Annotated in this window: 16 protein-coding genes and 1 pseudogene; 13 read left to right on the forward strand and 4 right to left on the reverse strand. The window is 64.6% G+C overall.

All coding sequences use genetic code 11. The annotated features are described in order from the left end of the window. Window positions 1-35 precede the first annotated feature (35 nt). The 6 genes from V0R59_RS06595 (at window position 36) to gcvP (ending at window position 8756) form a co-directional block, all read left to right on the forward strand. Window positions 36-1253 carry a 2-octaprenyl-3-methyl-6-methoxy-1,4-benzoquinol hydroxylase gene (locus tag V0R59_RS06595; protein WP_330073778.1) on the forward strand — a complete coding sequence of 406 codons (1218 nt, stop codon included), beginning with the start codon at window positions 36-38 and terminating at the stop codon, window positions 1251-1253. A 105-nt stretch (window positions 1254-1358) separates the two neighbouring features. Next, entirely contained in the window at window positions 1359-2360 is a 1002-nt protein-coding gene (locus V0R59_RS06600; RefSeq protein WP_330073699.1) for an extracellular solute-binding protein, read from the forward strand. A 223-nt stretch (window positions 2361-2583) separates the two neighbouring features. Then, window positions 2584-4146: an ABC transporter permease gene (locus V0R59_RS06605; RefSeq protein WP_375547347.1), complete on the forward strand. Its 1563-nt coding sequence runs from the start codon at window positions 2584-2586 to the stop codon at window positions 4144-4146. Between the two features lie 120 nt (window positions 4147-4266). Next, complete coding sequence (gene gcvT / locus V0R59_RS06610) at window positions 4267-5349, forward strand: glycine cleavage system aminomethyltransferase GcvT (protein ID WP_330073697.1); 1083 nt, start codon at window positions 4267-4269, stop codon at window positions 5347-5349. Between the two features lie 48 nt (window positions 5350-5397). Then, complete coding sequence (gene gcvH, locus V0R59_RS06615; protein WP_330073696.1) at window positions 5398-5781, forward strand: glycine cleavage system protein GcvH; 384 nt, start codon at window positions 5398-5400, stop codon at window positions 5779-5781. Window positions 5782-5882: 101 nt separating this feature from the next. Further along, a complete protein-coding gene (gcvP, locus tag V0R59_RS06620; protein WP_330073695.1) occupies window positions 5883-8756 on the forward strand; it encodes an aminomethyl-transferring glycine dehydrogenase in 2874 nt (957 codons plus the stop codon). 63 nt (window positions 8757-8819) lie between these two features. On the opposite strand, the pseudogene V0R59_RS06625 reads toward gcvP, so the two are convergent. Both V0R59_RS06625 and V0R59_RS06630 read right to left on the reverse strand, forming a co-directional pair. Continuing rightward, window positions 8820-10466, reverse strand: a pseudogene (locus V0R59_RS06625) (GspE/PulE family protein). Between the two features lie 63 nt (window positions 10467-10529). Then, window positions 10530-10886: a hypothetical protein gene (locus V0R59_RS06630; protein WP_330073694.1), complete on the reverse strand. Its 357-nt coding sequence runs from the start codon at window positions 10884-10886 to the stop codon at window positions 10530-10532. A gap of 126 nt (window positions 10887-11012) precedes the next feature. Here V0R59_RS06630 and V0R59_RS06635 point away from each other — a divergent pair, with 126 nt between their 5' ends. Further along, window positions 11013-11483, forward strand: a complete 471-nt coding sequence (locus V0R59_RS06635; protein ID WP_316920481.1) for an Lrp/AsnC family transcriptional regulator — start codon at window positions 11013-11015, stop codon at window positions 11481-11483. A gap of 69 nt (window positions 11484-11552) precedes the next feature. Here V0R59_RS06635 and V0R59_RS06640 read toward each other — a convergent pair whose 3' ends face one another. Continuing rightward, window positions 11553-12920: a CYTH domain-containing protein gene (locus V0R59_RS06640; protein ID WP_330073693.1), complete on the reverse strand. Its 1368-nt coding sequence runs from the start codon at window positions 12918-12920 to the stop codon at window positions 11553-11555. Between the two features lie 126 nt (window positions 12921-13046). Between V0R59_RS06640 and argE the strand changes: the two genes are divergently transcribed. Together argE and argA are read left to right on the forward strand one after the other, a co-directional pair. Continuing rightward, a complete protein-coding gene (gene argE, locus V0R59_RS06645) occupies window positions 13047-14195 on the forward strand; it encodes an acetylornithine deacetylase (protein ID WP_330073692.1) in 1149 nt (382 codons plus the stop codon). Between the two features lie 116 nt (window positions 14196-14311). Then, window positions 14312-15610, forward strand: coding sequence for an amino-acid N-acetyltransferase (gene argA / locus V0R59_RS06650; protein ID WP_330073691.1), 1299 nt, complete (start codon window positions 14312-14314; stop codon window positions 15608-15610). Window positions 15611-15718: 108 nt separating this feature from the next. Here the strand turns inward: argA and V0R59_RS06655 are convergent, their stop codons facing one another. Beyond that, window positions 15719-17095: a glutamine synthetase family protein gene (locus tag V0R59_RS06655; RefSeq protein ID WP_330073690.1), complete on the reverse strand. Its 1377-nt coding sequence runs from the start codon at window positions 17093-17095 to the stop codon at window positions 15719-15721. A gap of 602 nt (window positions 17096-17697) precedes the next feature. Here V0R59_RS06655 and V0R59_RS06660 point away from each other — a divergent pair. The 4 genes from V0R59_RS06660 (at window position 17698) to V0R59_RS06675 (ending at window position 22978) form a co-directional block, all read left to right on the forward strand. Further along, entirely contained in the window at window positions 17698-19059 is a 1362-nt protein-coding gene (locus tag V0R59_RS06660) for a glutamine synthetase family protein (RefSeq protein ID WP_330073689.1), read from the forward strand. A 48-nt stretch (window positions 19060-19107) separates the two neighbouring features. After that, window positions 19108-20469 carry an aspartate aminotransferase family protein gene (locus V0R59_RS06665; RefSeq protein WP_330073688.1) on the forward strand — a complete coding sequence of 454 codons (1362 nt, stop codon included), beginning with the start codon at window positions 19108-19110 and terminating at the stop codon, window positions 20467-20469. 151 nt (window positions 20470-20620) lie between these two features. After that, a complete protein-coding gene (locus tag V0R59_RS06670) occupies window positions 20621-21718 on the forward strand; it encodes a polyamine ABC transporter substrate-binding protein (protein ID WP_330073687.1) in 1098 nt (365 codons plus the stop codon). A 165-nt stretch (window positions 21719-21883) separates the two neighbouring features. Next, window positions 21884-22978, forward strand: a complete 1095-nt coding sequence (locus V0R59_RS06675) for a polyamine ABC transporter substrate-binding protein (RefSeq protein WP_330073686.1) — start codon at window positions 21884-21886, stop codon at window positions 22976-22978. Window positions 22979-23030: the final 52 nt, after the last annotated feature.

Below are 23030 nucleotides of genomic sequence, written 5' to 3' on the forward strand. Positions count from 1 at the left end.
CTTTCTTTCACGTGGAACAGGCTTGAAGCATGGACATGCGTGCGGATCTGTTGATTGTCGGTGCCGGTATGGTCGGCAGCGCCCTGGCCCTGGCCTTGCAGCACAGCGGCCTGGAAATCCTCCTGCTGGATGGCAGCCCGCTGACGGTGCAGCGCTTCGACGCCGAGGCGCCGTTCGAGCCACGGGTCAGCGCCCTGTCGGCGGCCAGCCAGCGCATCCTTGAGCGCCTGGGTGCCTGGGACGGCATCAGCGCGCGGCGGGCCAGCCCATACTCCGACATGCATGTCTGGGACGGCAGCGGCACCGGGCAGATCCACTTCTCCGCCGCCAGCGTACACGCCGAGGTGCTTGGCCACATCGTCGAGAACCGCGTGGTCCAGGATGGTCTGCTGGAACGCCTGCACGACAGCGAGATCGGCCTCCTGGCCAACGCCCGCCTGGAACGCATGCGCCGCTCCGGTGACGAGTGGCTGCTGACCCTCGCCGACGGCCGCAACCTGCGCGCGCCGCTGGTGATCGCCGCCGACGGCGCCAACTCGGCGGTACGCCGCCTGACCGGCTGCGAAACCCGTGAATGGGATTACCTGCACCATGCCATCGTCACCAGCGTGCGCTGCGCCAGGCCACACCAGGCCACGGCCTGGCAGCGTTTCACCGACGAAGGCCCGCTGGCTTTCCTGCCGCTGTCGCGTGACGGCCGGCAGGACTGGTGCTCGATCGTCTGGTCGACCACGCCGGAGCAGGCGGAGCGGCTGATGGCGCTGCCGGACGACGCCTTCTGCGCCGAGCTGGAACGCGCCTTCGAAGGTCGCCTGGGCGAAGTGCTCGGCGCCGACCCGCGGCTTTGCGTGCCACTGCGCCAGCGCCACGCCAAGCGCTACGTCGCCGAGGGCCTGGCGTTGATCGGCGATGCCGCGCATACCATCCATCCGTTGGCCGGGCAGGGCGTCAACCTCGGTTTCCTCGATGCTGCGGTGCTCGCCGAGGTCTTGCTGGCGGCCTATGAGCGCGGCGAGCGCCTGGCCGATGTGCGCGTGCTGAGCCGCTTCGAGCGCCGGCGCATGCCGCACAACCTGGCCCTGATGGCGGCGATGGAAGGCTTCGAGCGCCTGTTCCAGGCCGATCCGCTGCCGCTGCGCTGGCTGCGCAACAGCGGGCTGAAATGGGTCGAGCAGATGCCCGAGGCCAAGGCGCTGTTCGTCCGCCAGGCCCTGGGCCTGAGCGGCGATCTGCCGGAACTGGCGAGGGCCTGAGCCCTCCGCAACATCTGGTAACTCCTCGACTCACCGTTCGGTTTGTGGCGGCAAATGACATTAACTACCATTTGCGCCTCATTCCGATACCGAGGAGCGCCACCGATGTCGCCACGCAAGCATTTACTCGCTGCCCTGACCCTCACCCTGTTCGGCGGCGCTGCCCAGGCGGCGGACGAAGTAGTGGTGTATTCCTCGCGCATCGACGAGCTGATCAAGCCGGTATTCGACGCCTACACCGCCAAGACCGGGGTGAAGATCAAGTTCATCACCGACAAGGAAGCCCCGCTGATGCAGCGGATCAAGGCCGAAGGCGAGAACGGCGTGGCCGACCTGCTGCTCACCGTCGACGCCGGCAACCTCTGGCAAGCCGAGCAGATGGGCATCCTGCAGCCGATCAAGTCCGCCGTGATCGATGCCAACATCCCGCCGCAATACCGTGCGTCCTCCCATGACTGGACCGGCCTGAGCCTGCGCGCGCGGACCATCGTCTACTCCACCGAGCGGGTCAAGCCGCAGGAACTGAGCACCTACGAAGCCCTGGCCGACAAGCAGTGGGAAGGCCGCCTCTGCCTTCGCACCGCGAAGAAGGTCTACAACCAATCGCTGACCGCGACCATGATCGAGACCCACGGCGAGGCGAAGACCGAAGAACTGGTCAAGGGCTGGGTCAACAACCTGTCCACCGACGTGTTCTCCGACGACAACGCGGTGGTCAATGCCATCGCCGCCGGCCAGTGCGATGTCGGCATCGTCAACACCTACTACTACGGGCGCCTGCACCAGGCCAACCCGAAGCTGCCGGTCAAGCTGTTCTGGCCTAACCAGGGCGACCGCGGTGTGCACGTCAACCTGTCCGGCATCGGTCTGACCAAGCATGCACCGCACCCGGAAGCGGCCAAGGCGCTGGTGGAATGGATGACCGGCGAGGAAGCGCAGAAGATGTTCGCCGGCATCAACCAGGAATTCCCGGCCAATCCGAAAGTCGCACCGTCCGAGGAAGTGGCGGCCTGGGGCAGCTTCAAGGCCGACACCCTGCCGGTGGAAGTGGCCGGCAAGCGCCAGGCTGAAGCGATTCGCCTGATGGATCGGGCTGGCTGGAACTGAGGGTCAGCCCTTATCCTCGCTGGGTCCTTGAGGGCCTCATCGCCGGCAAGTCGGAACGCCGAACCGCAGCTCCCACAGTGACCGCGTGCACCGCGAAACCTGTGGGAGCTGGCTTGCCAGCGATAGGGCCCGCAAAAACACCACATCTCCAGAGACCCGCCCCTTGTCCCGCCCCACCCAACGCCGCTGGTACCCCCTGGTCTTCGCCATCGCCGCGCTGGTGATGCTGCCCCTCAGCGTCCTGCTGCTGTCCTGGCAGAGCATCGACACGCAGATCTGGTCGCACCTGCTCGACACCCAGATGAGCCGCCTGCTGGGCAACACCCTGGTCCTGGTGCTCGGCGTCGGTGTCGGCGTGACGATCCTCGGCGTCAGCCTCGCGTGGCTCACCAGCCTCTGCGAATTCCCTGGCCGTCGCTGGCTGGACTGGGCGCTGATGCTGCCGTTCGCCATTCCCGCCTACGTGCTGGCCTTTGTCTTCGTCGGCCTGCTCGACTTCTCCGGCCCGGTGCAGACCCTGCTGCGCGAGTGGTTCGGGCCGATGCGCCTGCCGCGGGTGCGCTCCACCGGCGGGGTGATCATCGTGCTGGTGCTGGTGTTCTACCCCTACGTCTACCTGCTGGCGCGCAATGCCTTCCTCGCCCAGGGCAAGGGCCTGATGGAAGCGGCGCGGGTCCTCGGGCAGTCGCCGCTGCAAGCATTCTGGCGTGTCGGCCTGCCCATGGCGCGTCCGGCGATCCTGGCCGGCCTGGCCCTGGCGTTGATGGAAACCCTGGCCGATTTCGGCGCCGTCTCGGTGTTCAACTTCGACACCTTCACCACGGCCATCTACAAGACCTGGTACGGCTTCTTCAGCCTTTCCAGCGCCGCGCAACTGGCCAGCCTGCTGCTGCTTGCGGTGATGCTGGTGCTCTACGGCGAACGCCGCGCCCGCGGCGCGGTGCGCAGCAGCAACGAGCGCCCGCGGGGCAAGGCGCTGTACCACCTGCGCGGGATCAAGGCCGCCGCCGCCAGCGGCTGGTGCCTGCTGGTGTTCGCCTGCGCCTTCGTGGTGCCGGTGCTGCAACTGCTGGCGTGGTTCTGGCAACGTGGCCGCTTCGACCTAGACGAGCGCTACAGCGCCCTGATCCTGCACACCCTCTACCTCGGCGCGGCGGCCGCGCTGCTCACGGTCGCCGTGGCATTGCTGCTGGCCTTCGCCCGGCGCCAGTCCTCGGCGCCGGCGATCCGCGCCGGGGTCAGCCTGGCCAACCTAGGCTACGCGTTGCCCGGCTCGGTGCTGGCGGTGGCGATCATGCTGGCGTTCAGTTATCTCGACCGCGAACTGGTGATCCCGCTGTCCAGCTGGCTCGGCGGGGCGGGCAAGCCGTTGTTGCTGGGCAGCCTGGCGGCCTTGCTGCTGGCTTACCTGGTGCGTTTCATCGCGGTGGCCTACGGGCCACTGGAAAACAGCCTGGGCCGCATTCGCCCGTCGCTGCCGGAAGCGGCACGCAGCATGGGGGTCAGTGGGCCGGGATTGTTTTTCAAGGTGTATCTCCCGCTGCTGGTGCCGGGGGCGCTGAGCGCGGCCTTGCTGGTCTTCGTCGATGTGCTCAAGGAAATGCCGGCCACCCTGCTGATGCGTCCGTTCGGCTGGGACACCCTCGCGGTGCGGGTCTTCGAGATGACCAGCGAGGGCGAGTGGGCGCGGGCCTCGCTGCCGGCGCTGACCTTGGTGCTGGTAGGCCTGTTGCCGGTCATCGGTTTGATCCGGCGTTCTGCCCGCCACCCGGGTCAGAGTGACTGACGGATGCCACCCGGCTTCCTTGCGGATACAATGCGCGGCATTCGCTGCGGCCGGTCCCTGGCCGGGTAGCTGAAACGCTGCCGTCAGCCGTAGCTTCGCCACGCCCGGAAGGAGAAACCCATGGGACAGCGTACGCCTCTGTATGACCTGCACCTGGCGCTTGGCGCCAAGATGGTCGATTTTGGCGGTTGGGATATGCCCCTGCATTACGGCTCGCAGGTCGAGGAACACCACCAGGTGCGCCGCGACTGCGGAGTCTTCGACGTGTCGCACATGACCGTCATCGATATCGCCGGTGTCGATGCCACGCACTGGCTGCGCCATCTGCTGGCCAATGACGTGGCCCGCCTCGACGAGAGCGGCAAGGCCCTCTACAGCACCCTGCTCAACGACCAGGGCGGGGTGATCGACGACCTTATCGTCTACCGCCTCGACGACGGCTACCGCGTGGTGGTCAATGCCGCTACCCGCGACAAGGTCCTGGCCTGGCTCGAAGCGCACCGCAGCGGCTTCGAGGTGCAATACCGCGAGCGCCCGGAACTGGCGATCCTCGCCATCCAGGGCCCGCAGGCACGGGAGAAGGTCGCCGCGTTGCTCAGCGCCTCGCGCGCCGCCCTGATTCGCGAACTGAAGCCGTTCGAAGGCCGCTTCGAAGGCGACTGGTTCATTGCGCGCACCGGCTACACCGGCGAGGACGGACTGGAAATCATCCTTCCGGCGCTGCAGGCCCCGGCCTTCTTCAACGACCTGGTCGGCGCCGGCATCGCCCCCAGCGGCCTCGGTGCCCGCGACACCCTGCGTCTTGAAGCCGGGATGAACCTCTACGGCAACGATATGGACGAAGAACACTCCCCGCTGACCTCGAACCTGGCCTGGAGCATCGCCTGGGACCCTGCCGATCGCGACTTCATCGGGCGCCAGGCGCTGAACGTCGAGAAAAGCCACGGGGTGATCTCGAAACTGGTGGGCCTGGTGCTGGAGGAGCGCGGCGTGCTGCGTGCCCACCAGGTGGTTCGTGTCGCGGAAGTTGGCGAAGGAGAGATTACCAGTGGTAGTTTCTCACCTACGCTGAGCAAGGCGATCGCGCTGGCGCGCCTGCCGATGGCCACCGCTGACCGGGCCGAGGTGGAAATCCGCGGCAAGTGGTACCCGGTGCGCGTGGTCAAGCCGACGTTCGTGCGCCACGGCAGAATTCTGATCTGACATCCATTCCGGCGGGCCGACCGCTAACCTGTTGAGGAAAACACAAACATGAGCAATATCCCCGCTGATCGGCGCTACGCCGAAAGTCACGAATGGGCGAAGCTGGAAGCCGATGGCACGGTCACCGTGGGTATCAGTGACCACGCCCAGCAAGCCCTGGGTGACGTGGTATTCGTCGAGCTACCGGAAATCGGCAAGGTCTTCGCCCAAGGCGATGCTGCCGGTGTCGTCGAGTCGGTGAAAGCGGCTTCGGACATCTACTCCCCGGTGGGTGGCGAAGTCATCGCCGTCAACGAAGAGATCAGCGAAAGCCCCGAACTGCTCAACGAAGAACCCTACGAGTCCTGGATCTTCAAGCTGAAGCCGTCGAACAAGGCCGATCTGGACAAGCTGCTGGATGCTGCCGGCTACGCTGCTGCCATCGGCGACTAAGCTCCCCTCCTGCGTATTTTTCCTACGCAATCGGCAATCCCTTCCTAGACTCTAATGGCCCCGACACCCATCGAGGCTTGGTCTAGGAAGAGAGAGCCGCTATGTCCCTGTTGCCGTCCCTGAGCCAACTGCACGACCCCAATCCGTTCCTGCGCCGTCACCTCGGCCCCGATGCCGCCGAGCAGCAAGCGATGCTCGATGCCCTGGGCGTCGCCAGTCGTACCGAGCTGATCGAGCAGACCGTGCCGCCGGCCATCCGCTTCAACCGCCCCCTGGCCCTGCCGCCGGCGCTCGATGAGCAGGCCGCGCTGGAGTGCCTGCGTGGCTATGCCGAGCAGAACCAGCGCTGGACCAGCCTGATCGGCATGGGCTACCACGGCACCCGTACGCCGACGGTGATCCTGCGCAATGTCCTGGAAAACCCGGGCTGGTATACCGCCTACACGCCCTACCAGCCGGAAATCGCCCAAGGCCGCCTGGAGGCCCTGCTGAACTTCCAGCAGATGGTCATCGACCTCACCGGCCTCGACCTGGCCAATGCCTCGCTGCTCGACGAAGCCACCGCCGCCGGCGAAGCCATGGCCCTGGCCAAGCGGGTCAGCAAGTCGCGCAGCAACCGCTTCTTCGCCGACGAGCATTGCCATCCGCAGACGCTCTCGGTGCTGCAGACCCGGGCCGAAGGCTTCGGCTTCGAACTGGTGATCGACGCCCTGGACAACCTCGACCAGCACGATGTGTTCGGCGCCCTGTTGCATTACCCCAATACCCACGGCGGCGTGCATGACCTGCGCCCCGCCATCCAGCACCTGCACGGCCAGCAGGCCATCGCCTGCGTCGCCGCCGACCTGCTCAGCCTGTTGCTGTTGACCCCGCCGGGCGAGCAGGGCGCCGATGTGGTGCTCGGCTCGACCCAGCGATTCGGCGTGCCCATGGGCTACGGTGGCCCGCATGCCGCCTACTTCGCCTGCCGCGACGAGTTCAAGCGAGCCATGCCGGGACGCATCATCGGCGTGTCCAAGGACGCCCGCGGCAACCTGGCGCTGCGCATGGCCCTGCAGACCCGCGAACAGCACATCCGCCGCGAGAAGGCCAACTCGAACATCTGCACCGCCCAGGTCCTGCTGGCCAACATTGCCGGCTTCTATGCCGTCTATCACGGGCCTGACGGGCTGCGGCGCATCGCCCAGCGGGTGCACCGGCTGACCACGATCCTGGCCGCCGGGCTTGAGCGCAACGGCGTGAAGCGTCTCAACGCGCACTTCTTCGACACCCTGACGCTGGACGTCGGCGGCAGCCAGACCGCGATCATCCAGAGTGCCGAAGCCGCGCGGATCAACCTGCGCATCCTCGGTCGCGGCCACCTCGGCGTGAGCCTCGACGAGACCTGCGACGAGAGCACCGTGCTGCGCCTGTTCGATATCTTCCTCGGCGTCGACCACGGCCTGCGGGTGGAAGACCTGGACGGCGAGGACCTGCCCGCCGGCATCCCCGACGCGCTGCTGCGAAGCTCCGGCTACCTGACCCACCCGGTGTTCAACCTGCACCACAGCGAAACCGAGATGCTGCGCTACCTCAAGCAGCTGGAGAACAAGGACCTGGCCCTGAACCAGTCGATGATCCCGCTGGGCTCCTGCACCATGAAACTCAATGCCAGCAGCGAGATGATCCCGATCACCTGGCCTGGCTTCGCCGAGTTGCACCCCTTCGTCCCGGTGGAACAGGCCGCAGGCTACAAGGCGCTGATCGACGAGCTGGAAAGCTGGTTGTGCGCGATCACCGGCTTCGATGCCATCTGCATGCAGCCCAACTCCGGCGCCCAGGGCGAGTACGCCGGGTTGCTGGCGATCCGCAAGTACCACCAGAGCCGTCAGCAGGGGCAGCGCGACATCTGCCTGATCCCCGCTTCGGCCCACGGCACCAACCCGGCGTCGGCGCAGATGGCCGGGATGCAGGTGGTGATCGTCGCCTGTGACAACGCCGGCAACGTCGACCTGGAAGACCTCAAGGCCAAGGCCAGGGAGGCAGGGGAGCGGCTGTCGTGCCTGATGGCCACCTACCCGTCGACCCACGGCGTGTACGAGGAGGGCATCGGCGAGATCTGCGAGGTTATCCACAGCCATGGCGGCCAGGTCTACATGGACGGCGCCAATCTCAATGCCCAGGTAGGCCTGGCGCGGCCGGCGGATATCGGTGCCGATGTCTCGCACATGAACCTGCACAAGACCTTCTGCATTCCCCACGGCGGTGGCGGCCCGGGCATGGGCCCGATCGGCGTGCGCGCACACCTGGCGCCGTTCGTCGCCAGCCACCCGGTGGTTCCGGTGCCAGGGCCGGACCCGCAGAACACGGCGGTCAGCGCCGCGCCCTGGGGCAGTGCGAGCATCCTGCCGATCAGCTGGATGTACATCGCCATGATGGGGCCGCAACTGGCGGATGCCAGCGAGGTGGCCATCCTCTCCGCCAACTACCTGGCCGAACGCCTGGGCGGAGCGTTCCCGGTGCTGTATCGCGGGCGTAACGCGCGCGTTGCCCATGAATGCATCCTCGACCTGCGGCCGCTCAAGGCAGCGACCGGGATCAGCGAGGAGGATGTGGCCAAGCGCCTGATGGACTATGGCTTCCATGCGCCGACCATGTCGTTCCCGGTGCCGGGGACGCTGATGGTCGAGCCGACCGAGAGCGAACCCAAGGCCGAGCTGGACCGCTTCGTCGAGGCGATGCTGAGCATCCGTGCGGAGATCGCCGAGGTGCAGAACGGCAACTGGCCGGCAGAGGACAACCCGCTCAAGCGCGCACCGCACACCCTGGCGGATGTGCTCGGGGTGTGGGACCGGCCGTACAGCCTGGAACAGGCGGTGGCGCCGAGTGCCCATGCCCGGGCGCACAAGTATTGGCCGGCGGTGAACCGGGTGGACAACGTGTACGGGGATCGGAACCTGTTCTGTGCCTGTGTGCCGGTGGAGGACTATCGCTGAGCTTGAAAACAGCTTTTGAAAATGCCCAATCGCTGGCTTGTCGGCGATTGGGCGTTTCAGGCATTACACCGAGATCAGGTCGACCTCACTCATGCTCGTGACCCCGTCGGCGACCTTGCGCTCCCCGGCTTCACGCAACCCCTCCATCCCGAGCTACCGCGCCCGTCGCCGCAGCGCCTGCACATCGCATTCCGCCCCGATCAGCGCCCTGAGCCCATCCCCCAGCTCCAGTACCTCATATACACCGGTGCGCCCACGGTAGCCGGTCTGCCTGCATTCCCGGCAGCCGCACCCCGTCTTGCACCCGGGACAAAGAACCCGCACCAGCCGCTGCGCCATCACCCCCACCAGCGTCGCCTTGAGCAAATAATGAGCAACCCCTAGTTCCAGCAACCGCCCGATCGCCCCGCAGGCATCGTTGGTATGCAGGCTGGACAGCACCAGGTGCCCGGTCAGCGCCGCCTGGATCGCCACCTGCGCGGTTTCCAGGTCGCGGATCTCGCCGACCATGATGATGTCCGGGTCCTGGCGCAGCAGGGCACGTACGCCGTTGGCGAAGTCGAGGCCGATGCCCGGCTGGACCTGGGTCTGGTTGAACGACGGCTCGACCATCTCGATCGGGTCTTCCAGGGTGCAGACATTGACCTGCGGCGTGGCCAGTTGCTTGAGCGCGCTGTACAGGGTGCTGGTCTTGCCAGACCCGGTCGGCCCGGTGACCAGGATGATGCCGTGCGGCCGGCGCAGCATTGTCTGCCAGCGCTCCAGCGCCGTGCCGTCCAGGCCCAGGGCACGGCAGTCGCGTTGTAGCAGGTGCGGGTCGAAGATGCGCATCACCAGCTTTTCGCCGAAGGTCGTGGGCAAGGTCGACAGGCGCAATTCGACTTCATCTCCGGTGGGCGAACGGGTCTTGATCCGGCCATCCTGGGGCCGGCGCTTTTCCGCGACGTTCATCCGCCCGAGGTGCTTCAGGCGGCTGGTGATGGCCAGGGTCACTGCCGGTGGGAACGGGTAGGCATCGTGCAGCACGCCGTCGATGCGCAGGCGCAACTGGCCCTGCTCGCGCCGCGGTTCGAGGTGGATATCGCTGGCGCGCTGCTCGAAGGCGTACTGCAGCAGCCAGTCGACGATGCTGACGATATGCGCGTCGTCGGCGTCGTGCTGCCCCTCGCCCAGTTCCAGCAACTGTTCCAGGTCGCCAGCGGCTGGCGTGGGCATGTCCAGGTGGCTGGCGCCGCTGACCGAGCGGGCCAGGTGAAAGATGTCCTGGCTGAGCTGGCGAATCAGCAACGGGCTGGCGAGTACCCGGATCACCCTGCGCTTGAGGACCTGGGCAAGGTCCGCCTCCCAGCCGCGCAGCCATGGCTCGGCACTGGCCACGGTGACGCTGTCGGCCGTCTGCGCCACGGCGAGGATACCGTGGCGACGGGCGAAGGCGGCGGACATCAGGCCGCTCATGCCGGCCAGGTCGAGGTGCAGCGGGTCGAGGCGCAGGAAGGGCTGGCCCGCCTGCTCTGCCAGCCACTGGCAGAGGCGGTCGAGGTCGAACACCTGGCCAGGTTGGCGCAGGTCATCCAGGCGCTGGCTGGCGAGGGTTTCCAGGGGATGGGCATCCAGCGCTCCGGGAGTGAAGCGCTGGCGCGATGCGGGGCTGACGCAGCCCTGGGCAATCAGGGTGTCCAGCAGCTGGAACAGGTCCAGGCGGCGATCCATGTGCGACGTCCTTGTGCAATGGTAGGACTGCCAAGGCTAGTCGCGGTACCGCCGGACGCCGCTTCAGAAGCTTTTCCGGGTTTGTCCGTGACTATCGGCGGACAGCAACGCGGTACGCAGAACCACTTCGCACACGCAGATCAGGTTGCGCATCTTCTGTTCGATGAGCTGGGCGCGATGCCAGCTCAAACCATCGATGGCGATCTCCACCTGCAGCAGGTCAGCCTGCTGGCGCATCTGCACACCGGAGGGCAGCAGGCATTGCAGGGCGAACAGGTTGAGGATGCGGCACAGGCTGTCGGATTCCGCTTCGACCTGCAGCTGGTAGTGGTAGCGCACCTTGTTGTTGTCTGCGCCAAGGCTGTCGGCAGCAGGCAGTCGCGGGGCGGCGAAATAGTCAGGGCGTTCGAGTGCGGTCATGGGATATCTCCGGAAGCGGTGCAGGAATCTTTGCACGGCAAAGCGGAGATTGTTTTTCTATCATTAGCCGCTGTGGCATTTTTTCGAATTGTTCAATTCGCTGGATAGCGATAAGGGGGAATAATCATGCAAAGCGAGCTGGACGCCTATGATCGCCGCATTCTGGCCCTGTTGCAGGACGACGCTTCGCTGTCCAGCGCTCAAATTGCCGAGAAGGTCGGCTTGTCGCAGTCGCCGTGCTGGCGACGAATCCAGCGGCTCAAGGAGGAGGGGGTGATCCGCGCCCAGGTGACCCTGCTGGACCGTAAGAAGATCGGTCTGAACACGCAGATCTTCGCCGAGGTAAAGCTCAACGCCCACGGTCGTTCCAACTTCGCCGAGTTCACCGAGGCGATCCGCGGCTTTCCGGAAGTGCTGGAGTGCTATGTGCTGATGGGGGCGGTGGATTTTCTGCTGCGCATCGTCACCCCGGATATCGAGGCCTACGAGCGCTTTTTCTTCGAGAAGCTGTCGCTGGTGCCGGGGATCCAGGAGGTCAACTCGACCGTGGCGCTGTCGGAGATCAAGTCGACCACCAGCCTGCCGGTCTTGCGTTGAGTCATCAAGCCATTGGGGCTGCTTCGCGGCCTTGCGCGAGCAGGGGCCGTGAAGCAGCCCCGAAACGGCTTACTTGCGTGCCAGCTGTTTCCAGGCGCGGCATTGCGCGACGGCGAATGTCTGGTGCACGCGGGCGTCGAGGATTTCGTCGCTGATCGGCTGGTTGGCCAGGTGTTGCAGCTTGACCAGTTCACCGTACAGGCGGTCCAGCTCCGGCACTTCCAGCACATTGCGTGCGTAGTGCAGCCAGGCCAGCAGGCGCTCGATGCGTGGCAGCTGTTCGGCGAGGTCTTCCGGCTGCTGCTGGTACAGCGGCAGTTGCAGGGCCTTGGCTTCGTCGCCCAGTTCCACGGTCAGCCAGTTGACCAACTGTGCCGCGCCCTGGCGGTCGCCGCGCTTGTTGCGCTCGACGGTCCAGCCGCGGGCCAGCAGCCAGCGCGAGGTATCCAGGGAGAACTGGCCCCAGCGGGTGTCCAGCAGCTCGTCGGCGAACTGCTCGGGGGCGGCGCGGCGCACGTCTTCGTCGTCGTTGCCGGCCAGTACCAGGGTGCGCCAGTCTTCCAGCAGGGCGTCGAGGACGTTGCGCAGCTCACGGGTGGTGGCGCGCGGAGCGGCCTGGCCGAGGCTGCTGGCCAGGGCGCGCAGTTCGCCGAGGTTCTGCACCCAGTCCTGCAGCAGGCGCCAGTGGCCGGTGTGGTGGAACTGCTCGGCGAGGCGCTGGCTGCTGGCGAGCAGATGCCAGGCGATGGCCGCGAAGGCGTCGTCCAGCGACATTTCCGCGTTCAGCTCGGGGGCCTGCAGGTTGACGTGGTAGCTGGCCGGATCGAGCAGGCGGTAGCCGCGCTCGGCCTTGCTGATGTCGCAGGGGAACAGCGGCAGGCTCGCCGCCAGCTCGGCGGCCAGTTCCAGCAGGGCTTCCGGCTCGCCTTCGCGCAGTTCCAGCTCCAGCTCGCAGATTTCTTCCTTCTGCTTGCCAGCGCTGACGGTGCCGAGGTCCAGGGCCGCTTCGATGAACACCTTGGACTTGCCGCGGCCCCAGGCGATATCGGCGTATTCGCGGACGAAATCGGTGGTGAACAGCGGCTTGATGGTCTTCTTGTCCAGCTCGGCCAGGGCGGCCGGCCAGCAGGTATCGTCGAGCTTCTTCAGGTCGAGCTTGGCCTTGGGCAGCTCCCACTGGAACTCGTTGCGCTCGGACAGGCCGGCGACGCTGTTGCCGCGGGTCTTCAGGGTCTGGATCACCACGTCGCCGTCACGGCGCAGGCGCAGGGCCACCTTGGCCGCGGACAGATCGCGTTCCGGGGTGTCGAAGTACTGGTTGAGCAGTTCGCGCTGCTGCCAGCCGGATTTGTTGCGCTTTTTCAGCAACGGGTGTTCGCGCAGCGCGGCGAGGGTCTCGCGGCTGATGCGCAGTTTGATTTCGGTTTCTTTATTCATTGCCGGGTAACCAGGCTGGAAGGGCGGGGTACGTCTTGGCCGTGCAGTGTACAGGAGTCGCTCGCCGACGGTTTATTCATGCAACCCGATGGCCCTATGATGGGCCTCGTTTCCAGGAGAACGCGCATGTCGCTGCCATCGCTCAAGGACCAGTTCGCCGCGCTGATCGCGGCGCCTTCGGTCAGTTGTACCCAACCGGATCTGGACCAGTCCAATCGCGCGGTGATCGACCTGCTCGCCACCTGGCTCGGCGACCTGGGTTTCGCCTGCGAGATCCAGCAGGTCACCCCGGGCAAGTTCAACCTGCTCGCCAGCTTCGGCAGCGGTCCCGGCGGCCTGGTGCTGGCCGGGCACAGCGACACCGTGCCGTACGATCCGCAACTGTGGAAAAGCGACCCGCTGACCCTCACCGAGGACGGTGATCGCTGGGTCGGGCTGGGCGTGTGCGACATGAAGGGCTTCTTCCCGTTGATCATCGAGGCGGTCCTGCCGTTGCTCGACCAGCCGTTCAGGCAGCCGCTGCTGATCCTGGCCACCTGCGACGAGGAAAGCTCCATGTCCGGCGCCCGCGCCCTGGCCGAGGCCGGACGGCCGCTGGGGCGCGCGGCGGTGATCGGCGAGCCGACCGGGCTCAAGCCGATCCGCCTGCACAAGGGCGTGATGATGGAGCGCATCGACATCCTCGGACGCAGTGGCCATTCGTCGGATCCTTCCCTCGGCCACAGCGCCCTGGAAGCCATGCATGACGTCATGGGCGCGATGATGGACCTGCGTCGGCAATGGCAGCGCGAATACAACAACGCCCAGTTCACGGTGCCGCAACCGACCATGAACTTCGGCTGCATCCATGGTGGCGACAACCCCAACCGCATTTGCGGCCAGTGCGCCCTGGAGTTCGACCTGCGGCCGCTGCCGGGCATGGACCCGCAGGTGCTGCGCGCTGCGATCCGCAGCAAGCTGGCGCTGCTGGCCGAGCAGCACCAGGTACGGATCGACTATGCGCCGCTGTTCCCCGAAGTGCCGCCGTTCGAGCAGAACGCGGAAGGGGAACTGGTGCAACTGGCCGAACGTCTTACCGGTCATGCGGCCGCAGCAGTAGCCTTCGGCACCGAAGCGCCTTATCTTCAGCGCCTGGGCTGCGAGACCATCGTGCTCGGCCCCGGTGACATCGCCTGCGCCCACCAGCCCGGCGAGTACCTTGAACTGTCACGCCTGGCGCCTACAGTGCGTCTGTTGCGTGAACTGATCCAGCATTACTGCCTCGGCCCGGCCTGAGGCCAGTCCTTTTCTCAATAGAGGAGAACGCGTGTGACGCCTTGCCTGTTGCGACGATAACCCTTCGAGCGCTGTGTGCCGTTCCGTTCTTGTTTTAATCCTTACAGGCTCAGGTCATGCCCGAATACGTCAACTGGCTGCGTCACGCTTCTCCCTATATCAATGCCCACCGGGACTGCACCTTCGTGGTCATGCTCCCGGGAGACGGGGTCGAACACCCCAACTTCGGCAATATCGTCCACGACCTGGTGCTGCTGCACAGCCTCGGGGTTCGCCTCGTCCTGGTGCACGGTTCCCGTCCGCAGATCGAAAGCCGCCTGGCCGCCCGTGGCCTGAGCGCCCATTACCATCACGGGCTGCGCATCACCGACGCGGCCACCCTGGAGTGCGTGATCGACGCCGTGGGGCAACTGCGCATTGCCATCGAGGCGCGCCTGTCGATGGACATGGCCAACTCGCCGATGCAGGGCGCGCGCCTGCGGGTGGCCTCGGGCAACCTGGTGACTGCGCGGCCGATCGGCGTGGTCGAGGGTGTCGATTACCACCACACCGGCGAAGTGCGCCGGGTCGACCGCAAGGGTATCGGCCGCCTGCTGGACGAGCGTTCGATCGTGCTGCTGTCGCCGCTGGGCTATTCGCCGACCGGCGAAATCTTCAACCTCGCCTGCGAAGACGTCGCCACCCGCGCGGCCATCGAGCTGGGCGCGGACAAGCTGCTGCTGTTCGGGGCCGAGCCGGGGCTGCTGGATGCCAACGGCAAGCTGGTGAAGGAGATTCGCCCGCAGCAGGTGGCGCCGCACCTGGAGCGCCTGGGCAACGATTACCAAGGCGAGCTGCTGGATGCCGCGGCGGAGGCCATCCGTGGCGGCGTGGCGCGCAGTCATATCGTCAGCTACGTGGAAAACGGTGCGCTGCTCAACGAGCTGTTCACCCGCGGTGGTGGCGGTACGCTGGTGGCGCAGGAGCAGTTCGAACTGGTGCGCGAGGCGGCGATCGAGGATGTCGGTGGCTTGCTGGAACTGATCAGCCCGCTGGAAGAGCAGGGCATCCTGGTGCGTCGTTCCCGCGAGGTGCTGGAACGGGAGATCGAGCAGTTCAGCGTGGTGGAGCGGGAAAGCACGATCATTGCCTGTGCGGCGCTGTATCCGATTGCCGATTCCGATGCGGGCGAGCTGGCTTGCCTGGCGGTGAACCCGGAGTATCGCCATGGCGGGCGTGGCGATGACCTGCTGGAGCGGATCGAGGAGCGGGCGCGGGAGATGGGCCTGAAGACCCTGTTCGTGCTTACTACGCGGACGGCGCACTGGTTCCGTGAGCGTGGTTTCGTGCCGAGCGGGGTAGAGCGGCTGCCGGCGGCGCGGGCGTCGCTGTACAACTACCAGCGCAATTCGAAGATCTTCGAAAAAGCCCTATAAAAACACCGCAGCCCCCTGTGGGAGCGGGTTCACCCGCGATTACGTCAGTGGATTCACTATCGTAATCGCGGGTAAGCCCGCTCCCACAGGGGGCTGCGGTGTTTTCAATTACACGGTGTGCAGGTACCAGTTGTACTCAAGGTCCGAGATGGAGTGCTCGAACTCCTCAAGCTCACTCTCCTTGCACGCGACGAAGATGTCGATGTACTTCGGATCGATGTACTTGTTGAGGATCTCGCTATCGTCCAGCTCGCGCAGGGCATCGCGCAGGTTGTTCGGCAGGCTCTGCTCGACCTGCTCGTAGGCATTGCCTTCCACGGGTGTGCTCGGCTCGATCTTGTTGGTCAGGCCGTGGTGAACACCCGCCAGCACGGCGGCCATCAGCAGGTACGGGTTGGCGTCGGCGCCGGCAACGCGGTGCTCGATGCGCACGGCATCGGCAGTACCGGTCGGTACGCGCAGGGCCACGGTACGGTTGTCCAGACCCCAGCTCGGTGCGTTCGGCACATAGAACTGCGCACCGAAACGACGGTACGAGTTGACGTTCGGGCAGAGGAACGCCATCGAGGCGGGCAGGGTCTCGAGCACACCGCCGATCGCGTGACGCAGCGCGGCGTTCTGCTCGGGATCCTCACTGGTGAAGATGTTCTTGCCATCCTTGTCCAGCACCGAGATATGCACGTGCAGACCATTGCCCGCCTGGCCCGGGTACGGCTTGGCCATGAAGGTGGTGTCCATCTCATGGTCGTAGGCGATGTTCTTGATCAGGCGCTTGAGCAATACCGCGTAGTCGCAGGCGCGCAGCGGGTCGGCGACGTGGTGCAGGTTCACTTCGAACTGCGCCGGGGCACTTTCCTTGACGATGGCGTCAGCAGGGATGCCCTGCTCCTTGGCACCTTCGAGGATGTCCTGGAGGCAGTCGACATATTCATCGAGGTCATCGATCAGGTAGACCTGGGTCGATTGCGGGCGTTTGCCGGAGATCGGCGAGCGTGGCGGCTGTGGACGCCCGTTCACGTTCTCCTGGTCGATCAGGTAGAACTCCAGCTCGAACGCGGCGCAGATGGTCAGGCCCAGTTCGTCGAACTTGCTCACCACCTGGCGCAGGACTTCACGCGGGTCGGCGAAGAACGGCTCGCCTTCGAGCTCGTGCATGGTCATCAGCAGCTGCGCGGTCGGGCGCTTCTGCCAGGGTTCGTTGGACAGGGTGCCCGGGATCGGATAGCAGATCCGGTCGGCGTCGCCGATGTCCAGGCCAAGGCCGGTGCTTTCGACGGTGGAGCCGTTGATATCCAGGGCGAAGAGGGAGGCGGGCAGGTTGATGCCTTTCTCGTAAACCTTGTGGAGGCTGGTGCGCTCGATGCGCTTGCCACGCACCACACCATTCATATCTGCAATCAGAAGGTCAACGTAGAGAACCTCAGGATGTTCCTTAAGGAACGCGTTCGCTTCGTTAAGCTGAACGGCACGCGGGGGTACCGACATGATGCAACACCTTTGTTGTTAAAAATATCAATCAAGTGGGGCTTGCAGGCCCAGTCAAACGGAAAGCCCGAGTGAAGTCAAGCAAGCCACATGATGCCCTAAAAAGGCACCATGGCGGCATTTTTGCTGCAATTAAGGGCATCGACAAGGGCGGCTTTCGTCGCGCAAGAGCGGAATCGAGAAAGCCGTATTTTATTTTTTACGGGGGTGTTGTGTAAAAAAATGAACAAGGCTAAGCTCGGTCGCAACCCATAACATCAATAATACCGGGGGTTACATGTTACGCCTGCCGATCAACGGCGAGAGCGGCCGTCCCGTGTGGACTGGCCCGAGCGCCACTTTCGCGAGCAGCGATCGCTACCTGCCCGTAGCGTTCAATCCGGCCAAAATAGTTGACGGCCAAGGCGACGTGTTCCCGAAAGATTCACCCTCTCATACTGCCTTTCATGACTATAGTCGGCTCCCCCGCATCCGGTCGGATGACGGAGACGCATTCTTCCCGCGCGGCTTTTGCTTTGCCTTGCCGGGGCATCCAGAATGCTGGGGAAGGCCTGCCATGGGCCTCCTGACCACCGTCCAGGCGTTTACCTCCCGAGGTATGTATGAGTAGCAGCAATCTCGACCAGCTCACCGATTGGCTGAAAGAGCACAAGATCACCGAAGTCGAATGCCTGATCAGCGACCTGACCGGCATCACCCGCGGCAAGATCTCGCCGACCAACAAGTTCATCGCCGAAAAAGGCATGCGTCTGCCCGAAAGCGTCCTGCTGCAGACCGTGACCGGCGACTACGTCGATGACGACATCTATTACGAACTGCTCGACCCTGCCGACATCGACATGGTCTGCCGCCCCGACGAAAACGCCGTGTTCCTCGTGCCGTGGGCCATCGAGCCGACCGCCCAGGTCATCCACGATACCTACGACAAGAAGGGCAACCCGGTCGAGCTGTCGCCGCGCAACGTGCTCAAGAAGGTTTTGAAACTCTACGCCGACAAGGGCTGGCAACCGATCGTGGCGCCGGAGATGGAGTTCTACCTGACCAAGCGCTGCGAAGACCCGGACTTCCCGCTGCAACCGCCCGTTGGTCGCTCCGGCCGCCCGGAAACCGGTCGCCAGTCGTTCTCCATCGAGGCCGCCAACGAATTCGACCCGCTGTTCGAGGACGTCTATGACTGGTGCGAGCTGCAGAATCTCGACCTCGACACGCTGATCCACGAGGACGGCACCGCGCAGATGGAAATCAACTTCCGTCACGGCAATGCCCTGTCCCTGGCCGACCAGATCCTGGTGTTCAAGCGCACCATGCGCGAGGCCGCGCTCAAGCACAACGTCGCCGCCACCTTCATGGCCAAGCCCATGACCGGCGAGCCGGGCAGTGCGATGCACCTGCACCAGAGCATCATCGACGTGAAGACCGGCAAGAACATCTTCTCCAACGAAGACGGCAGCATGAGCGAGCTGTTCCTCTATCACATCGGCGGATTGCAGAAGTTCATCCCCGAGGTGCTGCCGCTGTTCGCCCCCAACGTCAACTCGTTCCGCCGCTTCCTGCCCGACACCTCGGCGCCGGTCAACGTGGAGTGGGGCGAGGAAAACCGTACCGTCGGCCTGCGCGTACCGGATGCCGGCCCGCAGAACCGCCGTGTGGAAAACCGCCTGCCCGGCGCCGATGCCAACCCGTACCTGGCGATCGCCGCCAGCCTGCTGTGTGGCTATATCGGCATGGTCGAGGGCGTGAATGCCAGCGCACCGGTCCAGGGTCGTGGCTACGAACGGCGTAACCTGCGCCTGCCGCTGACCATCGAGGACGCCCTGGAACGCATGGAGAACTGCCGTGCGCTGGAGGCCTATCTGGGCAAGAAATTCATTGCCGGCTACGTCGCGACCAAACGCGCCGAGCATGAAAACTTCAAGCGCGTGATCAGCTCGTGGGAGCGTGAGTTCCTGCTGTTCGCGGTCTGATAAACCCCGGGGCCGCAGGAGCGCGGCCGCCAGCAATCGGAGAAGCACATGAGCGTCAAGAACCCGCAAACCCGCGAGTGGCAGGACCTGAGTCGTGATCATCACCTGGCGCCCTTCAGCGACTACAAGCAGTTGCAGGAGAAGGGGCCGCGGATCATCACCAAGGCCCAGGGCGTGCACCTGTGGGACAGCGAGGGCCACAAGATCCTCGACGGCATGGCCGGCCTGTGGTGCGTGGCGGTCGGTTACGGGCGTGAAGAGCTGGCCGAGGCGGCGAGCAAGCAGATGCGCGAGCTGCCGTACTACAACCTGTTCTTCCAGACCGCTCACCCACCGGCACTGGAGTTGGCCAAGGCCATCTCCGACGTGGCCCCGGCGGGCATGAGCCATGTGTTCTTCACCGGTTCCGGTTCCGAAGGCAACGACACCGTGCTGCGCATGGTCCGTCACTACTGGGCGCTGAAAGGCAAGCCGCAGAAGAAGGTGATCATCGGCCGGGTCAACGGCTACCACGGATCCACCGTGGCCGGTGCCAGCCTGGGCGGCATGTCGGGCATGCACGAGCAGGGCGACCTGCCGATCCCGGGCATCGTCCACATTCCGCAGCCGTACTGGTTCGGCGAGGGCGGCGACAAGAGCCCCGAGGAATTCGGCATCTGGGCCGCCGAGCAACTGGAGAAGAAGATCCTCGAAGTCGGCGTGGACAACGTCGCCGCCTTCATCGCCGAGCCGATCCAGGGCGCTGGCGGCGTGATCATCCCGCCAGACAGCTACTGGCCGAAGATCAAGGAGATCCTCGCCCGTCACGACATCCTGTTCGTCGCCGACGAAGTGATCTGCGGCTTCGGCCGTACCGGCGAATGGTTCGGCTCCGACTATTACGACCTCAAGCCCGACCTGATGACCATCGCCAAGGGCCTGACCTCCGGTTACATCCCCATGGGTGGTGTGATCGTTCGTGACGAAGTGGCCAGGGTCCTCGGCGAGGGCGGTGACTTCAACCACGGCTTCACCTACTCCGGCCACCCGGTGGCAGCAGCAGTGGGCCTGGAGAACCTGCGGATCCTGCGCGATGAGAAGATCGTCGAGCGCGTTCGCGAGGAAACGGCACCTTATTTGCAAAAGCGTCTGCGCGAGCTGAACGACCACCCGCTGGTGGGCGAGGTCCGCGGCCTGGGCATGCTCGGCGCGATCGAGCTGGTCAAGGACAAGGCCACCCGCAGCCGTTACGAAGGCAAGGCCGTCGGCATGATCTGCCGCCAGTTCTGCTTCGACAACGGCCTGATCATGCGCGCGGTAGGCGACACCATGATCATCGCGCCGCCGCTGGTGATCACGCGCGAAGAGATCGACGAACTGGTGGAAAAGGCCCGCAAGTGCCTGGACCTGACTCTGGAAGCGCTGCGCTGAGCACCTGCTAGGCTGGCGTAGTGGCTTTGCGGCATGCCAAGGCGTTGAAAGAGCGCCTTGGATCTTGCCAGACTAGCGACTGTTTCAGTCGCGGCGCAGACAGGGCCGGCCGCTGAACAGATGGCTTTATAAAAATTCTGGAGCAATACGCATGAAGAAAATCGGCAAGACGCTGTTGGCCGCATCCCTCGCCGGGATGGTGGCTAGTGCTGTTCACGCGGACGACAAGGTTCTCCACGTCTACAACTGGTCCGACTACATCGCCCCGGAGACCGTTGCCAAGTTCGAGAAGCAGACCGGCATCAAGGTCGTCTACGACGTCTTCGACAGCAACGAGACCCTGGAAGCCAAGCTGCTGGCAGGCAAGTCCGGCTACGACGTGGTCGTGCCGTCGAACAACTTCCTGGCCAAGCAGATCAAGGCCGGCGTCTACCAGGAGCTGGACAAGTCCAAGCTGCCTAACTGGAAGAACCTCGACGAAGACCTGCTCAAGGCCGTCGGCGATGCCAGCGACCCGGGCAACAAGCACGCCTTCCCGTACATGTGGGGCTCCATCGGCATCGGCTACAACCCGGAGAAGGTCAAGGCTGCGCTGGGCGTGGACAAGATCGACTCGTGGGACGTGGTGTTCAAGCCGGAGAACATCGCCAAGCTGAAGAGCTGCGGCGTGAGCTTCCTCGATGCCCCGACCGAAATGATCCCGGCCGCGCTGCACTACCTGGGCAAGCCGACCGCGAGCAAGGACAAGGCTGACCTGAAGGCCGCCGAAGACCTGTTCCTCAAGGTTCGTCCATCGATCGCCTACTTCCACTCGTCCAAGTACATCTCGGACCTGGCCAACGGCAACATCTGCGTGGCCGTGGGCTACTCGGGTGATCTGGAGCAGTCCAAGGCCCGTGCCCACGAAGCGGGCGACAAGGTGAAACTGGACTACGTCATTCCGAAGGAAGGTGCCGGCACCTTCTACGACATGGTAGCCATTCCGAAGGACGCCGAGAACGTCGACGCCGCCTACAAGTGGATGGACTTCCTGATGCAGCCGGAAATCATGGCCGAGATCACCAACGCCGTGCGCTTCCCGAACGGCAACAAGGCCGCCACGCCGCTGGTCGAGAAAGACATCTCCGGCGACCCGAGCATCTACCCGTCTGCCGAAGTGAAGAAGCAACTGTACGCAATCAGCGACCAGGATCCACAGACCCTGCGCCTGATCACCCGTAGCTGGACCAAGATCAAGTCGGGCAAATAAGCCGACGCATGCCTCGGGGCGCGGCGAAAGCCGCGTCCTTGACGGCTGCAACATAAAATTTTTTTGCTGCAAGGGTGTATCGAAGGTAAGTTGCGCGCCGGTTCGGTGATCCGGCAGTCATTTCTGCCGCACGCCACACGGGCACTAATGTAGAGGACCTCCCACTTGTCTATTTCCGTATTTCGCAAGGCCGTCATGGCTGGAGCGGGTCTGACGCTGGCTTGCAGCGTCCAAGCGGCGCCCACGGTGCACATTTACAACTGGTCGGACTACATCGGCCAGACCACCCTCGCGGACTTCGAGAAGTCCAGCGGCATCAAGCCGCTGTATGACGTTTTCGATTCCAACGAAACCCTGGAAGGCAAGCTGCTGGCCGGTCGCACCGGCTACGACGTGGTGGTGCCGTCCAACCATTTCCTCGGCAAGCAGATCAAGGCCGGCGCGTTCCAGAAGCTCGACCGCGCCCAGTTGCCGAACTGGAACAACCTCGATCCGGCCCTGCTCAAGCGCCTGGAGCGCAACGACCCGGGCAACCAGTACGCCGTGCCGTACCTGTGGGGCACCAACGGCATCGGCTACAACGTCGAGAAGGTCAAGGCGGTGCTCGGCACCGACAAGATCGATTCCTGGGCCGTGCTGTTCGAGCCGGAGAACATCAAGAAACTCTCCAGCTGCGGCGTCGCCTTCCTCGATTCGGCGGACGAAATGCTGCCGGCGATGCTCAACTACCTCGGGCTCGACCCCAACAGCCAGGATCCGAAGGACTACAAGCAGGCCGAGGAAAAGCTCCTCGCCATCCGTCCCTACGTGACCTATTTCCACTCGTCCAAGTACATCTCGGACCTGGCCAACGGCGACATCTGCGTGGCCGCCGGCTTCTCCGGTGATGTGTTCCAGGCCAAGGCCCGTGCCGAAGAAGCCGGCAAGGGCGTGAACGTGGCCTATGTGATTCCCAAGGAGGGAGGCAACCTCTGGTTCGACATGCTGGCCATCCCCAAGGATGCCAAGAACGTCAAGGAGGCCCATGCCTTCATCAACTATCTGCTTGAACCTGAGGTTATCGCCCAGGTCAGCGATTACGTTGGTTACGCCAACCCGAACCCCAAGGCTGGCGACCTGATGGACCAGGATGTACGCAAGGACCCTGCGGTCTACCCCTCGCAGGATGTGATCGACAAGCTTTACGTCAATTCCGAGTTACCGCCCAAAGTGCAGCGTTTGATGACCCGTACCTGGACTTCGGTCAAGACGGGTAAATAAAAAATCCGGACCCGCCACGGCAGGGGCGGGTGCAGAACATTCTGTTGGGAGT

Origin of the sequence: Pseudomonas ulcerans (assembly GCF_036324125.1) — a bacterium.
GTDB lineage: Bacteria > Pseudomonadota > Gammaproteobacteria > Pseudomonadales > Pseudomonadaceae > Aquipseudomonas > Aquipseudomonas ulcerans.